15 protein-coding genes, 2 tRNA genes and 1 riboswitch are annotated in these 23,505 nt (G+C 29.4%); of the genes, 16 read left to right on the forward strand and 1 reads right to left on the reverse strand.

Features of this window, described 5'->3' with window-relative positions; all coding sequences use genetic code 4:
* Window positions 1-31 precede the first annotated feature (31 nt).
* The 13 genes from ACXYRR_RS00310 to ACXYRR_RS00370 all read left to right on the forward strand — a co-directional run bounded on the left by ACXYRR_RS00310 (window position 32) and on the right by ACXYRR_RS00370 (window position 18,838).
* Window positions 32-2,206: a HinT-interacting membrane complex protein P80 gene (locus tag ACXYRR_RS00310; RefSeq protein WP_458597237.1), complete on the forward strand. Its 2,175-nt coding sequence runs from the start codon at window positions 32-34 to the stop codon at window positions 2,204-2,206.
* Window positions 2,206-3,504, forward strand: a complete 1,299-nt coding sequence (locus ACXYRR_RS00315) for a HinT-interacting membrane complex lipoprotein P60 (RefSeq protein ID WP_458597238.1) — start codon at window positions 2,206-2,208, stop codon at window positions 3,502-3,504. The genes ACXYRR_RS00310 and ACXYRR_RS00315 overlap by 1 nt, the downstream gene beginning before the upstream one ends.
* A complete protein-coding gene (gene hinT, locus ACXYRR_RS00320) occupies window positions 3,497-3,814 on the forward strand; it encodes a histidine triad protein HinT (protein ID WP_458597239.1) in 318 nt (105 codons plus the stop codon). The genes ACXYRR_RS00315 and hinT overlap by 8 nt, the downstream gene beginning before the upstream one ends.
* A 188-nt stretch (window positions 3,815-4,002) precedes the next feature.
* Window positions 4,003-4,169, forward strand: a riboswitch (Lysine riboswitch).
* A gap of 95 nt (window positions 4,170-4,264) precedes the next feature.
* Window positions 4,265-6,106 carry an oligoendopeptidase F gene (pepF, locus tag ACXYRR_RS00325; protein WP_458597240.1) on the forward strand — a complete coding sequence of 614 codons (1,842 nt, stop codon included), beginning with the start codon at window positions 4,265-4,267 and terminating at the stop codon, window positions 6,104-6,106.
* Window position 6,107: 1 nt separating this feature from the next.
* A complete protein-coding gene (locus tag ACXYRR_RS00330; protein WP_458597241.1) occupies window positions 6,108-9,107 on the forward strand; it encodes an OppA family ABC transporter substrate-binding lipoprotein in 3,000 nt (999 codons plus the stop codon).
* A gap of 55 nt (window positions 9,108-9,162) precedes the next feature.
* Window positions 9,163-10,323 (forward strand): ABC transporter permease, encoded by a 1,161-nt coding sequence (locus tag ACXYRR_RS00335; RefSeq protein ID WP_458597242.1) that lies wholly within the window; start codon window positions 9,163-9,165, stop codon window positions 10,321-10,323.
* Complete coding sequence (locus ACXYRR_RS00340; protein WP_458597243.1) at window positions 10,324-11,679, forward strand: ABC transporter permease; 1,356 nt, start codon at window positions 10,324-10,326, stop codon at window positions 11,677-11,679.
* 8 nt (window positions 11,680-11,687) lie between these two features.
* Window positions 11,688-12,737 (forward strand): ABC transporter ATP-binding protein, encoded by a 1,050-nt coding sequence (locus ACXYRR_RS00345; protein ID WP_435130201.1) that lies wholly within the window; start codon window positions 11,688-11,690, stop codon window positions 12,735-12,737.
* On the forward strand, window positions 12,730-15,138 hold the full coding sequence (locus tag ACXYRR_RS00350; RefSeq protein ID WP_458597244.1) for an ATP-binding cassette domain-containing protein: 2,409 nt from the start codon (window positions 12,730-12,732) through the stop codon (window positions 15,136-15,138). Before ACXYRR_RS00345 ends, ACXYRR_RS00350 begins: the two co-directional genes overlap by 8 nt.
* A complete protein-coding gene (locus tag ACXYRR_RS00355) occupies window positions 15,126-15,581 on the forward strand; it encodes a hypothetical protein (protein ID WP_458597245.1) in 456 nt (151 codons plus the stop codon). The genes ACXYRR_RS00350 and ACXYRR_RS00355 overlap by 13 nt, the downstream gene beginning before the upstream one ends.
* Window positions 15,582-15,706: 125 nt before the next feature.
* Window positions 15,707-17,080, forward strand: a complete 1,374-nt coding sequence (locus ACXYRR_RS00360; protein WP_458597246.1) for a dihydrolipoyl dehydrogenase — start codon at window positions 15,707-15,709, stop codon at window positions 17,078-17,080.
* Entirely contained in the window at window positions 17,073-18,242 is a 1,170-nt protein-coding gene (locus ACXYRR_RS00365) for a nicotinamide mononucleotide transporter (RefSeq protein ID WP_435130212.1), read from the forward strand. Before ACXYRR_RS00360 ends, ACXYRR_RS00365 begins: the two co-directional genes overlap by 8 nt.
* Before the next feature lie 86 nt (window positions 18,243-18,328).
* Window positions 18,329-18,838: an adenine phosphoribosyltransferase gene (locus tag ACXYRR_RS00370; RefSeq protein ID WP_458597247.1), complete on the forward strand. Its 510-nt coding sequence runs from the start codon at window positions 18,329-18,331 to the stop codon at window positions 18,836-18,838.
* A gap of 36 nt (window positions 18,839-18,874) precedes the next feature.
* Here the strand turns inward: ACXYRR_RS00370 and ACXYRR_RS00375 are convergent, their stop codons facing one another.
* Window positions 18,875-21,712 carry an amidase domain-containing protein gene (locus ACXYRR_RS00375; protein ID WP_458597248.1) on the reverse strand — a complete coding sequence of 946 codons (2,838 nt, stop codon included), beginning with the start codon at window positions 21,710-21,712 and terminating at the stop codon, window positions 18,875-18,877.
* Window positions 21,713-22,038: 326 nt separating this feature from the next.
* Here ACXYRR_RS00375 and ACXYRR_RS00380 point away from each other — a divergent pair.
* The 3 genes from ACXYRR_RS00380 to ACXYRR_RS00390 all read left to right on the forward strand — a co-directional run bounded on the left by ACXYRR_RS00380 (window position 22,039) and on the right by ACXYRR_RS00390 (window position 23,483).
* Window positions 22,039-22,113: transfer RNA gene (locus ACXYRR_RS00380), tRNA-Cys, on the forward strand.
* Between the two features lie 9 nt (window positions 22,114-22,122).
* Window positions 22,123-22,199: transfer RNA gene (locus tag ACXYRR_RS00385), tRNA-Arg, on the forward strand.
* Between the two features lie 225 nt (window positions 22,200-22,424).
* The gene (locus tag ACXYRR_RS00390) at window positions 22,425-23,483 is read left to right on the forward strand and encodes a zinc-dependent alcohol dehydrogenase family protein (protein ID WP_458597249.1); all 1,059 of its coding nucleotides are present in this window, start codon (window positions 22,425-22,427) and stop codon (window positions 23,481-23,483) included.
* The last annotated feature ends 22 nt before the right edge of the window (window positions 23,484-23,505 follow it).

Genomic DNA, 23,505 nt, shown 5'->3' on the forward strand with positions numbered 1-23,505 from the left:
CTTTTATATAAGAAACAAAATTGAGGTAAAAATGGCAAAGAGAAAAAAGACATTTTTTGAACGCTTAACCGAACTTAATGATTCGTATGAAGATAAGCAAAAACTTATCAAAACTAATCGCCGCAAAAGAAATTGAATTAATTTTGGGATTTTAGGTTCGCTAGGAGTGATTATTATTGCTGCTATTGCTATACCGTTAGGTATAAGCGTTAACCGAATTGATTATGTGCAGGCACAAGCAAAAAATGCAGCAGCATTCAAATTCTTTAATACTAATGATAAATCAAAGATTACTACTGAAATGAATGTAGGTGATTTGGAAAATGCATTAGAAAGTAATAAAGAAGCAAATGATAAACAAATTGATGATATTTACCGTCAAGCAGTATTTTATTTTTATGATCAAGAGCAAAAAGCAGCTGATGAATATCGCCAAATTTATAATGCATCATTATTACCTGGTGAAAATCCTAAAGTAGCGAGTGATTTAAAATCATTAGCAATAATCCGTTCAGAAAAACGCAAAGCAATTAATGCAGAATTCGAAAGTACCCGTCAATCATTTCAACCCAATACTTATTTAGATGCTTGAAATAAAAAGTTGCAAACAGAGTATGGTAATTCTAAAAACATTGATGAAGCAGTCGAATATGCAACATTTAAGGAAGTTGAAACTGAAGCCAAACGTCGTTTTACAATTGAAACTAAAATTATTTCTGCAAGTGCATTAAACCGTAAGGCACAAAGAGATATCCCGCATTTTGATGCAAACGGAAATAAATTGCAGGATTTGCTTTATAAACAAGGTGATAATGTAGTCCCATACTTAAAAGAAAATGTTACATACTTTCGACCCGATGCTAATTCAAGTTCTATTATTTTATTTACAACCAAATCATTTATTCAAGACAAAATTGATCCAAGTGCTTTAGTGGCAAAATATTTTGCAAAAAATGATATTCATATTACAACCTCAATTTTACTTCCAGGTGTAGCAAACAAAGATTTATTGCTCCCGTTTTCTTTTGATAAAGATGGTGCAAAGGATAAACTTATTAATATCTTAAGATATACCAGTGTAAAAACAGCAGATGGTAGTCCAATTCTTAAAGCAAATATAGATTACCTTAATAATTTTGTAGATATTCCTACTTTATATGGAATCAGTAAGTCAAATTCAGATGTTCCAAGTAAGCAGCAATTTCAATTTGCCTTAGATAACTTAACATTAACTAAATCAAACACATTAGCAACAAATGGTATAACATCGTTTTCTGATTTAGTTAACTTGGATGTAAATCAAGCACTAGCAACACAAACCCAAGGAATTTTTGAACAACAAGCTAATGCTAACAAAACATCTGTTGTATTACCTCAAATTGATTTATCAACTATTTACCAATTACCAAAAGGATTTAATCCACAACTTGAATCATTGATTCAATCTGATTTAGATAAAGCAAAAACAATTTCAGAATCAAAAGATAAAAGCAAAATTCAAGAATTTTCTGAGTTAGTAAATAATGTAAATACTAATATAAAACGACTAATAGATTCGCTAACAAGTGATCAATTTAGCATTTATATCAAAGATACTTTTAACAAAGCATTCGCAGTAAATATCGATGACAGTAATAAACGTTTAGCGTTTGCATATAGCATCAAAAACAAACCTAATTTTTATCTTATCCCTACTGATAAAGGATTAATGTTATTTTCAGATTATAAAATTTCAAAAGATAACTATAACAATTTTATTAAAAGTGACTTATTAAACTTATTAGCAGGCAATAACACAAATTTACATATTACAGATAAATTAAGTGCAAGTATTTCAAAAGAAGATTTTTTACTTAATGCACTTTCTGATCCAAAATTTGTTGCAACAGTATTAAATACAAAGAACCCAAATTCATTAACTAACACTGATTATACACAAAGTGATATCACAAATGTAGAATCAAGGATAAAGGTGATAGATAATGGAATTCATTTATCAAAAGATTTAGATGATATCTCAAAAATTAATCAATGAATCAATGATACATATAATAAAAATAATTCATTAAATATTGTTTATCAAGATGGTCAACTAAAAGTCGGTTACTTTGATTTAAATACCAAAAAATATACCTACAGCGACAAATCTGCTTTTGATGTCATCGGAGCAGTTGTAGCAAATGAACTTAATAAAGGAGATAAATAATGTTAAAACGCTTTAAGTATTTTGCTTTATCTTCTTTAATTAGCATCTTACCAATTGCCACTGTAGCATGTGGAACCAAAGTTAATACTCCTGAAAAAACTAAACAAGAATTATCTTTTGAAAAAAAAGATGCAATCAAAAAAGAAATCGAAAAAACTTGATTGTTAGGAGTAGTAAGCAAATACTATAATCTCGATTTAAATAATAAAAATCAAACCCAAATTAATGAAACATTTTTGCAATCGCAAAGTTTTGCAACTGATGCATATAATGCATATTTAGCATATTTAGCATTTGAATCACAAAAGGATAATGATTTTTATAATAAAGAACTTGCTAAATTACAAAAATTAGGATTATTCAATCAAAATGATTTAAACTTATTACAACCACAAAATATTACCAATAATCATCCGAATATGGATCAATTTAAATTATTATTTAAAATAGATGAATCAGATGTTAGATATAATGTTTTAAAAAATTTATTGGTTGCTACTTATTTTAAAATCAATAAAAAAGAAGAATTAGAAAAGATTAATAAAAGTGACTATGATGCAAATAAAGATAATTTTGACTTAAATAACTTTTTATTAATAGATTATTTAGTCAAAAACCAGTTTGTGCAACTTTGACAATACAAAAGTTCTAATGCAGATGATATTTTTACCCTACAAACTCGTCAAATTTCAAGTATCAATGATTATAATAATTTAGCAAAAACAAGTTATACAACTAACAAAAATGCTTCTGACGACTTATTATTTTTTGATGCTAGTCAACAAAAGCAACTTGCTTCATATGTAGGAGTTTTAAAAAATGATAATAAATTTAGATTCTTAGTCGGAAAAGATGGAGCTACATCAAATATTGAGATTTTAAAAAACATCGCAAATTTTAGCGATTTAAGTGGATTTTATGATCCTGTAAACTCTCGTCTAGTTTCAGTCGATGCTAATGGTAATTTATCGCAAGCAATTAATATTTCTTCTGATGATAAAAATATTCAAGTATCATTTTTCAACTGAGTTTTACCGATTGGTAAAACAATTGAAATAGACAATCCAGATAAAGACAAGCAAGGACAACCAGCAAAAATTACTAAAAAAATTATTAGTTTCGATGCTACTCCTTTTAAAGACAAAATTATTAAATTATCCGTTTTATTAAACCTTTCTGATTCTGCTTTATATGATCAAGTTGTCAAAGCATTCTTAGATTTAGGTTACCGTGTTTCTGTAGGTATAGATGATGCAAAATTAAAAGATTCAGCAAAGGATTCTAAGTTCCTTGGCTAGTATCTTTACCCAAATTATTAATCGTCAAATACCAGCAGAAATTCTTTATGAAGATGAAAAAGTAATTGCAATATATGATATTAAACCGTTTCAACCTGGACATTTTTTAGTTATTCCGAAAATCCCAGAAGCAAACATTTTAGAAAACAACGATGCAGACTTTATTTATGCAATGTTAAAAGCTCGTGAGTTGGCTGCTAAATATATCAAAGAACACAATAAAAGTGGTTTTAAATTATTAGTTAATACTGGTGCTTCAGCAGGTCAGATGGTATTTCATACTCATATTCATATCATTCCTTTTGATTAAACACAAGCAATTGTGTTTTTTTTATTTTGCTTTAATGATTTTTTTGGTATACTACTTTCTATGAAAAAAGGAACACAACAAATTATTATGACATATATTAATAGACGTTGCAATATTATTAACGTTTAATTTTGTCATAATCTGTTGTTGTTAGTTTAACAGATTACGACATAGTAGTAATCTGTGAGCTAAACTATAGAGGAGCTTTTAACAAGAGTAATTAACCTTGCAGGCATGCTAAAAAGTTAATGAAAGGGTATAAAAGCCGAAACCTAACTTATGGCAGTAAGTTAAGTTGGTAGAAAAGCATAAAAGATTTCTACTCTTTGGTTGAACCATTGGTGCTATAGATTTACATTTCTTATTTTAGATAGTATGATATTAAATACTGATTAAAAAGTCTTGTAAATTTATAAGTTACAAGACTTTTTTCATAACAATAGGAGCAATATGAAAGCAAAGCAATTTAAAAATCATAAGGATATTCCGAGTGAATATACCTGAGATTTAGATGATATTCTTAGTGGTAGTAGCATTGAAAAACTAATTTCAGAGTATAAAAAGGTATATAAAAGCAGAATTTTAAATAAAGATAGCAAATACGATAGCATCGAATCTTATTTAGCTGATGTGATGTTATCGGAGCAACAAACCAAATTAGCATTTAAAATTGATAATTATATTTCAAATAATTTAAATACCGATTTAGTTAATGCGAAATTTAAACAATTAGAATCAGAATTTCAATTTTTATCACACACACTCAATACCGAGTTTGGTTCTGAATCAAATCGTTTTTATGCTAATATGGAAAAAATGAAGGTATGAAAAGACGATCCTCGCTTAGCATCGTATCGTCGGAGTATTTGTGATCAAATCCAAGAATATGAGCATAAATTAGATGATAAAGTTGAAGAATACTTAGTTAATTCAGCATTCGGGCAACCCAATCCACATAATATCTTTAGTATTCTTTCAAATAGTGAGTTATATTATGGAACAGTTAAAACTAAAAAAGGTAAGAAAATTAAACTTAATCCCACTATTTATCAAAAACTTCTTAAATCCGATGATGCTAATGTGCGTAAGCAAGCATATTTAAATTATTGAAAAGCATTTACTAACCACAAAGATACATTTGCCGAATTATTATTCCAACATTTCAAAGCATTGACTACTGAAGCAAAATTACGTAAATATGATTCTACTGTAGCAATGCTAACAGCTTCAGATAAGGTATTAAATCAAATCTTGATGAAACTTTTTGAAAAAGTTGCTTCAAGTAAAACAATATTAAAAAAATATAAGCAATGAAGTGATAAGTTCTATTATCTTAAATTTCATAGCAAACGTCAAAAATGAGATTACTCTCGCGATTTAGTTAATGTGAAAACTTCTTATACAGTTTCCGAAATGAATGAACTTGCTAAAGCAGCATTAAAACCTTTTGGAGATGAGTATTATCAGCAAGTTTGCAAAGCAATCGATGAGCGATGAGTTGATTATATGAGCACCGATACCAAACGAGGTGGTGCTTATAGCATCGGTGGAACCTATGGAATTGACAAAAAATACATTTTAATGAACTTCGAAGGGACACTGCGTAGTGTTGAAACACTTGTACATGAGTTAGGACATTCAATGCATTCGTATTTTTCAGATACTCGGCAAAACTTACCTAATTCAATGTATCCCATCTTCTTAGCTGAAATAGCCTCAATATACAATGAATTTATGTTAGCAGATTATATGTTAACTAATTCAAAAAACGACAAATTAAAATTTCAAATTCTCGATTCAATGATCGCAGGATTTGTCGGTACTGTTTTAAAGCAAACCAATTGAGCTAACTACGAATATGATCTTTACCAAGCGATTTCACAAGGGAAAGTATCTGGTAGTTATGATTCAATTAGTAAGCTCTATTATGTAAATAATTTAAAATACACTCTAACTAAGCAACCATATTCAGTTGCTAATACCATCCAATCTATTTATGTCCCACATTATTACTATGGATTTTATGTATATAAATATGCTATAGGACATCTAGTTGCTACCTACTTTTTTAGACAATATAAAAAGTCAGGTAAAGTTGCTTTAGATAACTACATAAACAACTTTTTATCAGCAGGTGGTAGTGATTATCCAATTGAGATTTTAAAAAAAGTGGGTGTAGATTTAATGAATGATAACTTTTATGATGATGGATTGCAATTTCTTTCAGAAATAGTGGACCAATGAATTAATTTAGGTAAGAAAATTTTTAAAGTAGACAAAAAAGGAAAATAATATGAAAAAAAAGAAATTTTTATGATTAGGATTGTCAGCAAGTTCTCTGGTATTACCAGTTGCTGTTGCTTGTGGTGGTGGTTCGACCACATCAGTAGGTAATCAAGAAATAACTCCAGGCAATGAAAACGGTTTACCGAAACCACCTGCAGATGATAAATATAACACAGCTTTTGCATATCCTAGCAAGCAAATTGATACACAAAAATATCAATCGACTGATACTTTATTAGGAATTATTAATCCACCTGCAAAAACAATTAATCTTGATGGGAAAACCTCTTTTTCACAACAAGCATCAAGCGGATTATATACAGTTAAATACGATTCTACCCATTCTGATTCAAGAAATTTTTACGACCTTTCATTTACCACAGGTGGATTAACCGAATCTACATATGATTCAGAAATTCCAAGATTAGTTGAATTAAACTTTTATGGTCGTCCAGAAGTCACAGAAACTAGTGTGCAAGATACAAAAACATTAGAAACAATTAAGACTCGCACAATTCATAAACCATCGGTTTCTAGATATTCATTAGAATTAGCAGATGCAGTTATTTTGACAGTAAAACAAGATGATGGAACAACAAAAGATATGGTTTTTGATCAAGATGATGCTCCATTACTACCAAAGCCCGATAAACCAGATGGTAGTTATTCATTAAGTTTAGTTGAATTGCAAAGTGATAATCCTAGATCGATTAACTCCGATACATTTAGACATGCTTTAAAGAAAGCAACTAAGATGTCATTTAGAATCCGAAAAAATCAAAAATGAATTAATTCTAAAGGTGAAGCAACAAAATATCCAATTAAAGCAGAAGATTTTTGAATGGGAGTATTACGTACCTATGCTGGACAGGATTCACTATTTCGTTTAAATAATGGTGGAACCGAAGAATTAGAAAAATTAGCAGGTGAAAAATATGTTGTAAATGGAGATTTATACTTTAGAGCTCAAGGAAACAGTTGAACTAATAAATACTTATATGAACTTTATAACATTGATGTAAATAAAATTTTAGATAAAACACAATCAGTACATGTTGAAGGAACAGGCGATGACCAACGTGAATTCTTTGTTTTACAAGAATTAGATCCAAAAAAAGAATCTAAATTTGATTTGGCATATGATAAGTTTTTCTTTAACAGTTATGATTTAATTCCTGCTCCATCACAATATATCGAAGAAACTGTGGCAAGTAAACAACTACCAAACTTCTATAAAAGTGGTGATATAAGTGATTCAGATAAAACAGACATCAAAAACAAAATCAACAATTTACAAGATGGTTTAGCTAAAGAATCTGGGATATACTGATATGGAATGTCAATGGATTCGGCTTTATATGCTGGTAAATATTACTATGCTGGTTATGATGGAACCTCTTTGACTGATACCTTTAAGTTAAATACAAACTATTGAAATCAAAAGTTTGTTAATAATCCAAGACGTGTAAAACTTTTTCAAAATACCTACACTACAACTCCGTTAGGAGATGGTTTTGCAAAATTTAATTATGAGCAATTCAAAGCAGGTTTAACAGCAAGTGCAAATTATAGTAATTTAAAGGCATACCACGAAGAAATTTCAGCAAACCCTGTGCAATGAGGTTTAAGAGATGTTCAATCTAGAAATACAAGTCATTCAAATAATGGATTTACACCTACATGAATTCCGCAAAATCAACAAGAATCAACAACTGCTTCATTTATGAATGATGCATATACAAAATTAGTTTATGGAGCTTCATTGACTGATATCAAAGCCGGAACTGCAACTAATACATTAAAAGCAGCTACCACAGGTTTAGGAGCAGAATTTATGAATATTCTAACTGCTTCAATCAACTGAGCATATGTTGCACAAGAGTTATTAACACCTAATCTTACAATTCCATGAATTTCAGGATTTGCACAAGATGTAACCATCCGTAATAACGACTCAGATACATCATTGCAATATAATACATTACGTCCATATTGAGACCAATTATCAACTGTGTTTGTAGTAGATTCAAAAACTGGACAAAAAGTTAATCTTGGTGAAAAAATCGGAACCGAATTATCACCATCTGAAAATTCAATAGTTGGTAAAACTGCTGATGATCAATTTAGTTCAAGTGCATTAGATATATTAAAAACAAAGATGAAAGAAGTATTGGATGAATTTTATAAACAACATCCCGATCTTGATAAAGTAGAGGATACAAAGAAAGTAAGATTCACAGTTCGTGCTCGATTTACAAATATTAATTCAGTTCATGAAAATGTTTATAAAGGAATGCAAAAAGTTCTTAATAGTTTATATCCTGATCGTTTTGAAGTTAAATTTGAAAAAAATAATAATAGAAAAGACTTTGATGAATTTTTTAATTTTGGATCAACTCCATACACAGTAACTGGTTGAGGATATGATTATAATTTAGTCGGATCAGGTTTTGATGGATATATGTTTCAAGGTAACTTAATTCAATTATTTACTTGAATTAACACTGATGCAGATTATAAAGCTAAACTTCAAGTAAATTATCCAAACCTTGTTAAAGCAGCTGAATACTGAAAGAAATTTATTGAGGATCCTAAAAACAATGTTAAATTCTCGATTCCACTTGAAAAATTAATTAAGTTGGGAAATAAATACACAAACGATATTTCCACTTATTTAAATCAATATCAACTTAAAACAGTTGACGGAAAAGAACAATTAGTTCCTTTAAGCAAAGAAGATGAGGCAAAATACTTACCACCTCTTACAATTTCAGCAAACTTCTGATTATGATTAAATACATCAGATGAAACAAAAGATGTATTTAATAAAAAAGCATTGTTAAATATGGTTGCTGAATTCCGTAATTTAACAGGAATGAATATGACTATAACAACTGGAACATTAAAAGATTCATTTGTAAAAGGATTGAGCAATCCAAACTTTATCATACCTGCAACACTTGATAATGCTACCAACTATGGTTCATACGAAGTTGCAACCAAATAATATCCAGACAATTAACGCAAGTTAATTGTCTTTGCATTATTAAATAAGGAGATAAATGACTAAGTACATTTTACAACGGATAGGATTTGCATTATTAACATTGATTATCATTATCTTTGTTGTATATACACTTACAGCACAGTTTGCTGATAATCCATTTGTACAAACTGCAAATTCAAAGAACGGTGCTGAAGGTCAAAGTCAGGTAGCATTACAGAATATATCTAGACAAAGTTTTGAAAAAAGTATTGATTATCATTTTCTACCAAGTGATTGACGTGGAAAGTATGACCAATATCAAAATGTTTGAAAAACCTATAAACTTAATCCAATAATTCGTTTTGGTTATTGGGTAAATGATTTATTTACTAATAAAGCGAATCCGTTTGGTTTACCATTTGATGATAAATTATTTGCAAGTTTAGGGGTAAATAGCATCCCACAATTATTCTTTTCGCGCTTAAAATACTCAATTATTATCACTTTACCAGCATTTGTTATTAGTGCATTTTTAGGGATATTGTTTGGAATTTTTGCTGGTTATAAACGTGGTACATGAGTTGATGCAGTGGTAAATTTCTTTTCATTAATTTTTATTGCATTACCTTCATTTATAGTAGCACCAATTTTAATTACTATTTTAGCCTCATCTGGTGTTTCACCAACTGTTGCGATACCTGGAACGGCAGAAGCGGCAGCACAGACTCAAAGTCAAGTTGTTATTTCGTGATTACCACCAATTGTGATTATTGTTTTAGGTTCATTATCAGGTTATATCAGTTACACTCGAAATCAAGTTATTACTGTGCTAACATCAAATTATGTTTTAATAGCAAAATCAAAAGGACTAAGTAGAGTTGAAATATTCTTTAAATATGTATTACGTAATATTTCAATTCCACTTGCTGCAATTATCATTCCATCATATATTGGATTGTTAACTGGTGGAATAGTAATCGAAAGATATTGAAAAGTTCCTGGGACATCACAAATTATTGCTAACGCATTTCCGAATGGTGAAATTAATATTATTATGTTTAATACCTTCTTTTTCACATTACTCGGGGTATTTACATCCGTTTTAGTTGATGTTTCATATACCATTTTAGATCCACGCATTAAATATGGAACAAAAGGTTCTAACTTATGAAAACTGTTCTTAGTTACCAGAAAAAGAAACGAAGAATTTGCTAGAATGAAAGCGAAAGGAATATAGATGACTGCAAAAGAATTTAATAAAAAATATAAATTATCTTTTAATGGTATACAAACTCCTTTTGCACTAGCAAATAACCAAAAAACATTTTCTAATATAGCTGGAAAACCAAAAAAATTACTTTTAGAAATTCTCAAAAGATTCTTTAAAAGTTGACCATCCGTATTATTTTTAATTGTCTTTATAATCGTGCTTTTAATTTCGATTATTGTAACTATTAGTTCTAAATATTCAGCAAATGAATCGATTTCAGACACAATTAGTTTAAATTTAATTGCAGATCAACAAGGTAAAACTATTTTTGGGCCTCCTTCGATAAAATCTTTACCAGCTTCGTATCAACCTTATATAACACTAAAAAGCGCTGGTTTTGAACAAGATATTCCAAAATACAAAGCAGCTTTTCACGAAAATTATGGAGGCTTTTTTGATAAGTTTTTAGATATTTCAAAAGATGCCACTGCTGCTTCAGTTTTAAAAACAAGAGAATATACAGTGCAAAGCATTAATGGACCGACAAAGCAATCTGAAATATTAATTGATATGTATCGTTGATACCGAGTATACAGTGCATATTTGATTTTTGATAAATCAAATATTGCACAAAATTTAAATCAAAACGAATATCAAAGTTTATATGATCAAGCACTTGCTTTAAATCCACAAACAAAATTAGATACTTTTTTAGGAACAACGGCAAAGGGTATCGATATTTGAACTCGATCATGAGTTGGAACTTGAAAAGCACTACGTTTAGCATTTATCGTAGCATCAATTCAAACTATTATTGGTGTTATTATAGGAGCATATTTAGGATTCCATGTTGGTTCTAAAATAGATACTATCATGATGCGTTTTATTGATATTTTTTCAGCACCACCAACTCTTATTTGGTTATTAATTGCAGTTACCTTATTCGGTACATCTGATTTAGCCTTAGGAATTGCATTGGTTGTGGTTGGGTGAGTTGGATCAGTAGGGGGAACTCGTTTATTTATAATCACTGTTAAAGATTCTGAGTTTATAACTGCATCCAAATCAGTAGGTGCTTCAAAAATTCGTTTGATTTATAAACATGCATTACCAGGAATAATTGGTAAAATTGCTACTAATTATGTAACTCAAATTCCATCAATTATTCTTTCAGTTTCATCACTTGCTTTCTTAGGATTCTTTAGTAGTGACACTGATGTAAACTTAGGAGAAATAATCTTTTCAGCATCATCTGAAGCAGCACAAAACTTTTGATCATTATTACTACCTGCCTTAATTTTACTTTCAATTTCAGTATCATTATACTTTATCGCATTAGGTGTTCATGATGCTCTTGATCCAAAAGTAATCAAAACTAAATAGGAGATTTTATGCAAGAAAAATTATTAGTTGTCAAAGATCTTAAAGTTAGTTTTAAAACCGGTTATAACAAATTCATCAGCATAGTGCGAGGAGTTGATATTACTATCAACCGTGGAGAAATAGTTGGTTTAGTCGGTGAATCAGGATCTGGTAAGTCAGTTACATCAAAAGCATTTTTAAATATTAATGATAATTCAGTTGTTTCTGCTGAAATTATGCAAATTGATGGAATTAGCTTAATTGATTCAAAAAAAGAAAGTTACTGACAAAAGATTCGTGGACACAAAATTGGTTACATCCCACAGGACCCACTTACATCATTAAATCCAACCCGTAAGGTAGGAAAACAACTTTTAGATGCTTTAAATAAAAATCCAGAATGAAAAAGTAAGCCATATAGTGAAAAAAGAAAATACTTAGTAGGTTTACTTGATAAATTTGGAATCCGTAATTGTGAAAGTGTCTTTGATATGTATCCACATACTTTGTCGGGTGGGATGAAGCAAAGAGTTGTAATTACGATGGTGGTGGCATTAAAGCCAAGCTTAATAATCGCAGATGAACCAACAACAGCACTTGATCCAACAGTGCAAGCATCGGTGTTAGCTTTATTTGATGAAATCCGTACTTCAATGAATATTGCTATTATCTTAATTAGTCATAATATTTCAGTTGTAGCTAAATTTTGTGATTATATTTATGTTATGTATGCTGGAAAAATAGTTGAAAAAGGAAGCAAAAAAGATATTTTTACCGATCCAAAACATCCATATACATGAGCGTTGATTTCTGCGATCCCAGAAAACAAAGAAGATCGCTTATATTCAATTAAAGGAACACCACCTGATATGAATAATTTACCACTTGGCGATGCTTTTGCTCCGAGAAATGATTATGCATTAGAAATTGATTTTATTAAAGAACCTCCATTATTTGAAGTTTCTTCCACCCATGCAGCTGCAACATGATTGCTGCATCCTGATGCACCCAAAGTTTCATTAAGTCCCGAATTAACATCACGATTAAAAAGCTTTAAAGAGGTATTTAAAGATGAGTAAAATACTTGAAGTTACAAATTTAAAAAAGTTCTTTATTAATAAAAATCATATTAATAAAGCAGTCGACGATGTTAGTTTTGATGTTTCTGAAGGTGAAATCCTTGGTTTAATTGGTGAATCTGGTTCTGGTAAAACAACCGTAGGACGTTCATTGCTTCGTTTATATGATGATTATAACGGTTTTGTTCGAATTAATGGTAAATTAGTATCAGGGAAGCGAATCTCGCGTAAGACAAATCGCTTTATGCGTAAAAATATTCAAATGATTTTCCAAGACCCTATGGCTTCATTAAATGGACAAAATAATATCTTTAGTATTCTAAAAGAACCCTTAGTGGTAAACCGTGTTATAAAAAATAAAATTTCTGATATTAAAAAGGATTGAGAATTGGTTCAATACAACTTTCATTATTCTTTTTTAGAAGAAGCGCTGAAATTAAAATTGGAGAATTTAAAAATAGCAAACTCATTAAACCAACCATTTTATAATAAATGAAGTGAATATTTTAATAATTTCAACTTAGATGCAGTTGAAGGAAGTTTTGAAGATAAATTTAATGCATATTTTGCATACTTAGAAGAAAAAAGTAAAAATAACTCACTGATTATTGATAGTTTATACAAGAACACTGAAAAATTAATTAGTTTATATGATCAGAAGAAACAGCAATTTCGAAATGAACAAATTGATTTAGATGAGGTTGAACTAAAACAAGCAAGGGCTGAATATAAAAAACAAAAACAACTGCTTTGACACACATATGAGTATTTTGAATCTAAACAAAATACTTTTATTGCTGCTAGCGAACTAAAAAAATCTTTATTTTCTTGAAGAGAAAAGTATTTGGATTCAAAAAACTCATTAAATAACTTTATTTCAGAGTTAAAAAATGAATCAAAATTACTTTTTAATGAAGCATATGGAAGTCCATATATTGATTATTTTGCTTATAAGGTAAAAATATATCATCTAAATAATCATATTAAAAAGATATTTGGAAAGCATACATCTAAACTTAGATACTTAGATTTTGACGAGTTGCAACAGTTAATTAATCATTTGCAAGACAAATCAAGTGAGTTTTTTAAACATCAACTTAATGCCAATCCATTTGATTTTAATAAACTTTCTGAATTTTCAAAAACTATTAAAAATATTGTGGTTTCAAATTTCAACTTTGATTTATCGGATTATTTAAAGCAATCTAAATATATCCAGGATCAATATCGAAGCAATGCTAAAAGTAAGTGAAAAACCTTTGTAAAAAGCTTAAAAACAACCATTAAAGGATTTTTTGTTAAACCAAAAATAAATAAAGATGCTTTTAACCAAGCAAAACAAAGATTGCAACAAACACAAGAAAACTTCGATAAAGAACTTCAAACTTATATGGATTCATATAAATTAAGAGTTTTAGAACTTAAAAAGCAAGTTCAAGAGCAAGAAGATATTAGTAAATCATTTATTGCTATTGATAAAGGATTGATAGGTAAATTCAACCAAACACATAAACAATTTTTAGCATACTTTAAAGCAAATTATATTGATAAAACTAAACAGCAACTTATTAACAAAAAAGATGATTTGCATTTACATAACAAACTTAAAGCAACATTAAAGCAATATAAAGTTGATTATAAAGTTTTTATTTCAAATGTATATGATAAGTTAAATGGAATTAAATCTTTTGAAATTGAAAGTAGGTATTTAAATAAAGACTTAAAAGCTATTTATTTATTTTTAGGTATATCCAATTATGATATTTTCCTGCAAAATAAATTTTATAAAAAAACAATTAATTTCATCACTAAATTTTGACGGATTCATAAGATATCAAGTCTTTTAACACGTAATACAATATACAAAAGTTTAGAAGATGTTGGTTTGTTAAAACAATTTGCCTATCGTTATCCACATGAATTTTCAGGTGGTCAACGTCAAAGAATTGTGATAGCTCGTGCTTTAATCACAGAACCAAAAATCATTGTTGCTGATGAACCAATTGCTTCTTTGGATATCTCGATTCAAGCACAAATTGTTAACTTGCTTATGGATTTATGTAAACAAAAGAACATTGGAATGATATTTATTGCACACGATTTATCAATGATTGAATATATTGCAGATCGGGTATTAATAATGCATTTAGGTAAAATTGTTGAATCAGGGCATACTAATGCAATTTATCAAAACCCAATTCATCCATATACAATTAATTTATTTAAAGCAATTCCTAAAATTTCAAATGCAAATGAGAAATTTAAGGATGTAAAATTTGAACTTTCATATATGGATGAGCAAAAATATCCAAATCTACCTAAAAATCAAGATATTAGCGAAAATGAGCAAACTCATTATGTTTATGCAACAGATGAGCAAATCCGAAAATGAAGCAAATAATGTGAGCAAAATTTACTAATTTAATTAAATCACAGTTTAAAAGCAAACGATTTTATTACATTTTATTAGCATACTTTCTTATCTTCTGAGTTATTTTTGCTATTTCAGCAGGAATAAACCATAAAAAAGATGTAAATTGAATTATTAATGCTTTTACTGCTTCTGCCTTAATAACATTAGCATTTGTATTACTTATTTTAGTGTTTAAATGAGGATTTATGGAACGAACATTTGAAAGATTTCGTGAAAATAAGTCTATTTCATCGCGATATAAAGAAGAAAAAAAGATGTTAAGAATGACTCATGCTGAAAAAGTTGCATACTTAGAGCAAAAAAAACAAAAACAGCAACCCAAAATCAAAAAATCTAATTTTCCGTTTTATTTTAACTTAATAATTTATTTTATTGCAAGTTTAATAGTTGTAATCATCGCTTATGTATAAAACACACTCAGTTGTGTTTTTATTTTTAAAAAAATGCAAAAACATATTAAAAAAATGATTTTTTTACACTTTTTATTATTATTTTGTTTATAATATATGTATATATTTAAAAATAAAGGAGAAATATGAAACACTATGATGTCGTAGTATTAGGTGCTGGACCTGGTGGGTACGCTTTGGCTGGTATTCTATCAAGCAACGGGCTTAAAGTAGCCTTAGTTGAAAAAGAAGATTTAGGTGGAACCTGTGTTAACAAAGGTTGCATCTCTACTAAAACTTTAATTAAGTCAGCAAAAGTTTTAGACACAATCCAAAATTCTGAAAAATATGGAGTTTTCAACAAATACCTTGGATATAGTTTCCAAGTAATGCAAAACCGTCGTAAAGCAAACAAAGAACTTTTGAACGGTGCTATTAGCAACTTTTTAGCAGGCGCTCATGTTGATGTATTCAAAGGAATGGGTACTGTTGTAGATGAACACAGTTTAACAGTTAATGAAGAAACATTACACTTTGATAAATTAGTTGTAGCAACTGGTTCATCAAATCGTGCATTAAGCATCGAAGGTGCCATGGAAGCATATGAATCAGGATACTTAATCGATTCTGAACAAGCAATGAAATTAGATGCTGCACCAAAAACACTAGTAATTATTGGAGCAGGACCTATTGCATTAGAATTTGCTTATTTTTATAGCACATTAGGAACTAAAGTTACTATTTTATGTAACACTAAATTCTTAGCACATCTTGATCCACATGCTGCTAAAGCAGTTCGTGCTACTTTAGAAGCAAAAGGTGTTGTAATTGTTGATGAAATGAACTTAGAATCAGTTTCTAATGGATTTGTAAGTTATCAATGAAGAGAGCAAAAACACTCATTGGCTTCACAAAAAACATTAGTAGCAATTGGTAGAGTAGCAAACCTATCTGGTCTAGATGCACTTAAATTAAAACTAAATGCTCGTGGATTTGTTGAAGTAAACGAATCGATGAAAACTAGTTTAGATCACGTTTATGCTTTAGGTGATGTAACTGGATTATTTATGCTTTCTACTGTTGCTTACAAAACAGCAGATGTGATTGCTAAAGATATTTTAGGATTACAACCTGAAAAATTAAACTTAAACAATGTTCCATGAGCAATTTATTTAAACCCTGAATTAGCCGGTGTTGGTAAAACAGCTGCTCAATTAGAAAAAGATGGGGTTGAATTTAATGAAGTAATGGTTCCTGGTATGGCATTACCAAGAATGCATGCTGATGGTTTAGCAAATGAATTGGCTTTCGTTAAATTCTTTGTTTCTAAATCAACCGGAGAAATTCTAGGAAGTTTTATGTTCTTAGAAGGTGGACATATTTTAATCAACCAAGTCGCATTTGCAATGCAACAAAAAGTTACCTTTAAACAACTACAAGAATCTATTTACACACACCCAACTATTGCTGAAGCACTTTATTATTCATCACGTACTGTGGCTTTAAAGAAAAATGCTTAAGTTCAAGCAACAAGTTCTTAAACATCGTGACGTAATAGAGAAATGTTATATTGTAATTAACATAGTAGTGTTGGTATATGTTTCACTTTATAATTTTGATTATAAAGTGTGAGCATGACAAAACCCGAACCGTTCGGTTGCAATTATCAATGTTTTAGTTTCATTTTCTGGTATCTTTGGTATTTTAGCTAATTATTTCTTTTCAAAGCATTATAAAATTGCTTATTTACTGAGTTTGATAAATATTATTTTCTTTATATGCTTTGCTTTCTATAACTATTTAATTATCGATGGGTTAATTAATTTATTCATATATATACCAATTTTAATTTTTAACTTCCATAAAACATATATTCGTAAAAAGATTGTCTTTGAATACTTTGTTTCGGGTGTTCACACATGAACTTTCTTTGGAATGATTTTTATTATTTTATCAATTGCTTTTTACTTCTTAAATCCACAAGTTACTTATTTATACAACATCACTTTTGGATTCGATCCTGTGCAAAATGCTTTTGGGACCTTTTATAAATATAAACTTGATGGAAACATACTATTATCAATGATTAATTCACTTTCAGTTGTAGCATTGATGATGCTTTCATTAGGTTTTCGAGAAAACTGATATGTATGAATTGTTAAAAACATCATTTCATTCGTCTTCTTTGGTGGAGTTGGTTTCTTTAGCATCGTTGTAATTTTATTAAATGCAGTGTATATGAATATGTCATTATTCTACTTTTATGTAACTTCAAGAAAACAAGAAGTTAGAGTTAAACTACAAACAGAAGCAAATTCGGTTCTCTCAGCACATATGGCTGCTTCGTTAAAAGAAAACGGATATGTAATCTATGATAAAATTGAAGTTGCTAATAAGCTCTCATATGCAGATGCTAAAAAGTTATTAAAAGAATCAATTTATCAATTTAAACCTACCTATGGAAATATGAAGAATATTATTTTATGAGATATGAAGTCCTTACTTCATACCATCGAATCGCGCATTGTGTTGGATAGTAAAATATCTAAGTTAAAATGAGCATTTAGAAAGAAAATTTATCAACTTTCAATTCTCCTTAGACCAAAAATGGATTATACAACTAACATTGAAAAATTACCACATTTATTAACTTCTTTTGATCACAGTTATACATATAACTAGGATTTTATAAAACACATAAAAATTTTATGTGTTTTATTTTTTTGATAAATATAGCAAAAAATAAGCAAATAGTTTATAATTAAAATATGAATATAGCAAAATTAATCAGAAATGTTCCCGACTTTCCAAAACCAGGGATAATGTTTAAAGATATATCACCTTTATTAGCAAACGGAGAGGCTTTAAATTATACAATTTCAAAGATTGCTGATGAGTGCAAAGATGTTGATATCATTGTAGGCCCAGATGCGCGAGGATTCTTATTCGGTACACCCGCTGCTGCTTTTTTAAAAAAACCATTTATTATGGTTCGTAAGCCTAATAAACTACCAGGTGAAGTTATTGCGATGAAATATGATTTGGAATATGGAAGCAATAGTTTAGAATTACAAAAAGGGTTTGTTAAACCAGGTCAAAAGGCTGCAATTGTAGATGATGTGCTTGCAACTGGTGGAACTACCAAAGCAATTATTAAGTTATTAGAATCGCAAGGTGTAGAAGTTAAAAAAGTAATTGTTTTATTAGAATTACAAGAATTGCATGGAAGAAAATTATTAGGTGAACATACCGAAGTAGTTTCATTAATTAAGGTATAAAAATCACAAATTAGGCATCTAATTTGTGATATTTTTTTAACTTAACACAAAAGTTTGTGAGTATTCTTTATTGTCGTCATCAATATGGTATTTAAATGTTAATGTGTTTGTATTAGGATCTCAAGTTGAATCGGTGAATTTTTTAGCATCTGATTTTTTTGATGTAATTCTATTTGCATATGACGCATCTGCAAAAGCAAATAATTTATTTTCATTTTGCCGTCCCATACCTGATATACCAACATATTCATTTCCTTTGGTTCCGTATTTTTGTAAACCAGGAAATTTTTTATTTTTCTTTGTCTTTATTTTCTTTTCGAGTGCTTTTTGAATTTGTTCTTTGACTTTTTCTTTTGTAACACCATCATATAATTTTAATGGAGCAGTTTTAATAGTGTCTTCACTTTGTTTTGGACTTTCTTCTTCATTTTCATTGTCAACATTTTTTGATTCATTACCATCTACAACTTTTGTATTATCAGATGTTTCTTCACTAGTTAGATTATTTTTTGGTAAAGTTTCAGTTTTTAATTTTGGTTGTTCTTGTGGGTTTTCGGTTCCGTTAAATGGAGTTCCTGTTTGTGTTGAATCACTTGGTTGGTTTTGTTCATGTTGCTGTTCGTGATTTTCGTTTGGATTAGGTTGGTTATTTTGGCTTGCTACAACTCTAGGTTGTGATTCAGAAGATTTTAATGTAGGTTCTTCTGAAGGGGTATCTTTCTGATTATTTTCTTTTGTTGGTGTTTTTGCACTTTGATCATTTGTATTATCATTAGATGTTGGTTCTGAGTTTTCTGGTTGATTTTTAGAAGTTTCACTTGATGTTGTTTGTGCATTTGCATTAGGTTTTTCAGTCTTTAATGCTGCTGGAGCAGGGGGTGTTTCATGGACTGTTTCACCTGAACCAGATTGTATATTTTGTTCATTGTTATTTTTTTGTTCAGAATCAGAATTACCTGTGGGTTGAGTAGAGTTTTTTGGTGAATCACTTTCTGTTTTTGGATTTGTTGTATCCGATGAATTAGGTTTTCCTTGCGGAGTTTTTGTAGAATCTGTGGTTTTTGGTTCGTTGTCAGTTTTAGAATTTACATCATTAGGTGATTCTTCTCTTGAAGAATCTTGATGTTCTGTATTTTGTTGCTTTGTCTCTGCAGAACTAACCTTTTCTTCAGTTTTACCTGTTGAGTTTGTTTTTTGATTACCCTTATCAGATGGAGTATTATTTGTTTGTGATGTATTAGGATTTTTTGGATCTTGTTCTTGTGTTGTTATATTAAGTTTGATTTTTTGCTCGTATGTTTTATTTTTACCATCAACTATATATCTAAATGTTAATGTTTTGTCTTCTTCATTTCAAATTGAACTCTCAAATACATTATTGTTATGTTTATTACGTCCCTTCTTTCTAGTTTTCTTAGTTTCAGAGGTTTGTGTTTTTGGGATATCTTTTAATTTTAGTGGATCAAGTCCATCTTTTGTTTTAAAGAGTTTATTATCATCACTTGTACCACCAGTTGCTATTCCAAAAAAGTAAGTGCTATTTTCTGCTTTTCCAGCTTTAGTCTCTTTATATCTTTGTAACCCAGGGAATACATTTTTCTTTGTTGACAATCTTTCTTTAATCTTATTATAAATTTTTTCATCTGTAACATTAGGTAATTTTTCTAATGCATTTTCATATGAAAGAGGTTCAGTATTTTCAGATTTGTTTGTTTTTTTGTCTTCATCTGTTTCAGATGTAATTGGAGTTTTTGGAGGGGTACTACTTCTCGCTCCAGATGTTGGTTTTTGTTCAGAACTTTGAGTTTCTTGTTTTGTTTTATCTAAATCAGGTTTTGGAGCAGATGTTCCATTTTTGTTAGTAGGTTGCCCATTATCTTTTGTAGAAGGTTCTGTTATATTATTTAATTTAATAATTTGTGTGTATTCTGTTTTGCCACCAATTACCATATATTTAAATGTAATTGTCTTAGTAGCAGGATCTCAGGTTGAATTTAGAAATTTGCGATTATCTTTGGTTTCAGGATTACCATCTGATGTAAGTTTAGTAATATCCAATCCATCTCTAACATCAAATAATTGATTATCAGTTCCGTTTCCTCCACCTGCTATACCAATAAAATCAGGATCTTTATATCTTTGTAATCCTTTAAAAGGTTTTTTTAATATCTTATCATAAATCATTTGATCACTTATATTTGGTTTTTTAACTAAAGCATTTGAATAATCTATGTTTGTTTCTGTTTGGTTATTCGGATTTTGTTCGGATGTTTTTTCAACTATATTTGTTAAAGTTATGGTTTGTGAATATTGCATTGTATAACCAATTACCATATATTTAAATGTAATAGTTTTAGTTTTAGGATCTCATGTAGATTTATCGAACACTCTATTGCTTTTAGTTTCCTCTTTTCCATCTGATGTAAGTTTACTAATATCCAATCCATCTCTAACTGAAAATAATTGGTTATCAGTTCCATTACCTCCACCAGCTATCCCTATAAAATCAGGATCTTTATATCTTTGTAATCCTTTAAAAGGTTTTTCTAATATTTTATTATAAATTACTTGATCACTTATATTTGGTTTTTTAACTAAAGCATTTGAATAATCTACTTTATCAGGTTTATTTTTTTCATCACTTGGATTAGGATTGTTTTTGATAGGTAGATTTTGAGATTGTGGGTTATTAGGTTTAGGTTTTTCAATAGGATGTGTTGGTGTAGTTTTTGTAACCTGCATTTTTGGAGAATTTAAATCAACTGGTTTTGCTTCTTCTTTTATTTTTGGTGAGCAGCTTACAGCAATAACAATAGGAGTTATAGTTAAAGATGCAATTGATAAGAATAATTTTGATAACTTGTGCTTTTTCATAATTTCCCTTAAATTCCTTATAGAAATATTTTATAATTTATATGTATATAATTAATTATATATATAAAAAGTATGTAATTTTATATAAAATAAATATTTTCATAATTTCCATAAAAAGATATCGTTATTTAACGATTATAGAGTAATAATATCTCATATTGCTTTCTTATATCATATGTTATAAATATAAGAATATATATATAAAAGTATTTCCACATTTTACAAGATAGAAATTAATAAAAATATTTATGTATTAAAATTATAAAAAATCTATAAAAATATTTTGTTTTTTGTTGTTTTTCGCTATAATAATTTAGCAATTTATAGGCACTATAGCCAAATGGCCAAGGCATGGGTCTGCAAAACCTTGAGTGCGGGTTCGAATCCCGTTAGTGCCTCCATAATTAAATGCGCCCGTAGCTCAACTGGACAGAGTGTTAGGTTACGGCCCTAAAGGTTGCGGGTTCGACTCCTGCCGGGCGCGCCATATATTTAATACCATATAACCCCGTTTTGGGGTATTTTAATACACTTTTATATAAATTTGGATGCATTGTTGGTATTAGTTTGTAATATATTCAAAACAAAAAAGTAAACCAGTTTTGATAAAAACATGAAATGAATTTCATATTTTTTCTAAAAAATTCAACAACTTATATAGATAAGAGTATAATACTATCAAATAGTTATTTAAAATAAAGGAGAAATTATTATGAAAATGAAAGCAATTACATTTAATAAAGAAGGAAAAGTACAGTTAGTTGACTTTGACAAACCTAGAGTTATTAAACCTACCGATGCAGTTGTTCGGATTTTGAAAACTACTATTTGTGGAACAGATTTACACATTTTAGGTGGAGATGTTCCTGAAACACAACCTGGTAAAATCTTAGGACACGAAGGAATTGGTATAGTTGAGGAAGCAGGTTCAGCAGTATCTAACTTTAAAGTAGGTGATAAAGTTATTGTTTCATGTATCACATCATGTAATAAATGCTACTACTGTAAACGTGGTCTTCCCGCACACTGTGAAACAGGTGGATGAATTTTAGGACATAATATTAATGGAACACAAGCAGAATTTGTACACATTCCACATGCTGATGGTTCATTATATCATGCACCTAAAACAGTATCTGATGATGCTTTAGTAATGTTATCTGACATCTTCCCTACCTCATTTGAAATCGGGGTACAAAGTTCTCATATTAAACCAGGAGATACTGTTGCAATTATTGGAGCAGGACCAATTGGTTTAGCTGCTTTACTGACAGCACAATTTTACTCACCATCAAAGATTATTATGGTTGATTTATCAGAATCAAGACTAGAATTTGCAAAAAAATTCGGTGCAACACATACTATTAAATCAGGTAATTTAGAAGAAATTAAAGCAAAAGTTTCGGAAATTACTAATGGACGTGGAGTAAATGTGGCAATGGAATGTGTTGGTTATCCAGCAACATTTGATGTAGCACAAAATATAGTTGCTATCGGTGGACACATAGCTAATGTTGGAGTACATGGTAAACCAGTAAGTTTTGAATTGCAAAAACTATGAATTAAGAACATTACTTTTTCAACAGGTTTAGTAAATGCAACAACTACACAAATGCTTTTAGATGTCTTAGAATCAGGAAAAATCGATGCAAGCAAAATGGTAACACACCACTTTAAGCTTTCAGAAATGGAAACTGCATATAACATCTTTAAGCATGCTGGAGACAATAAAGCGCTCAAAGTTATTATTGAAAATGATATAACTAAATAACAAAATCCAAGGATTATCCTTG

The organism is Mycoplasma sp. 246B, from assembly GCF_054353935.1.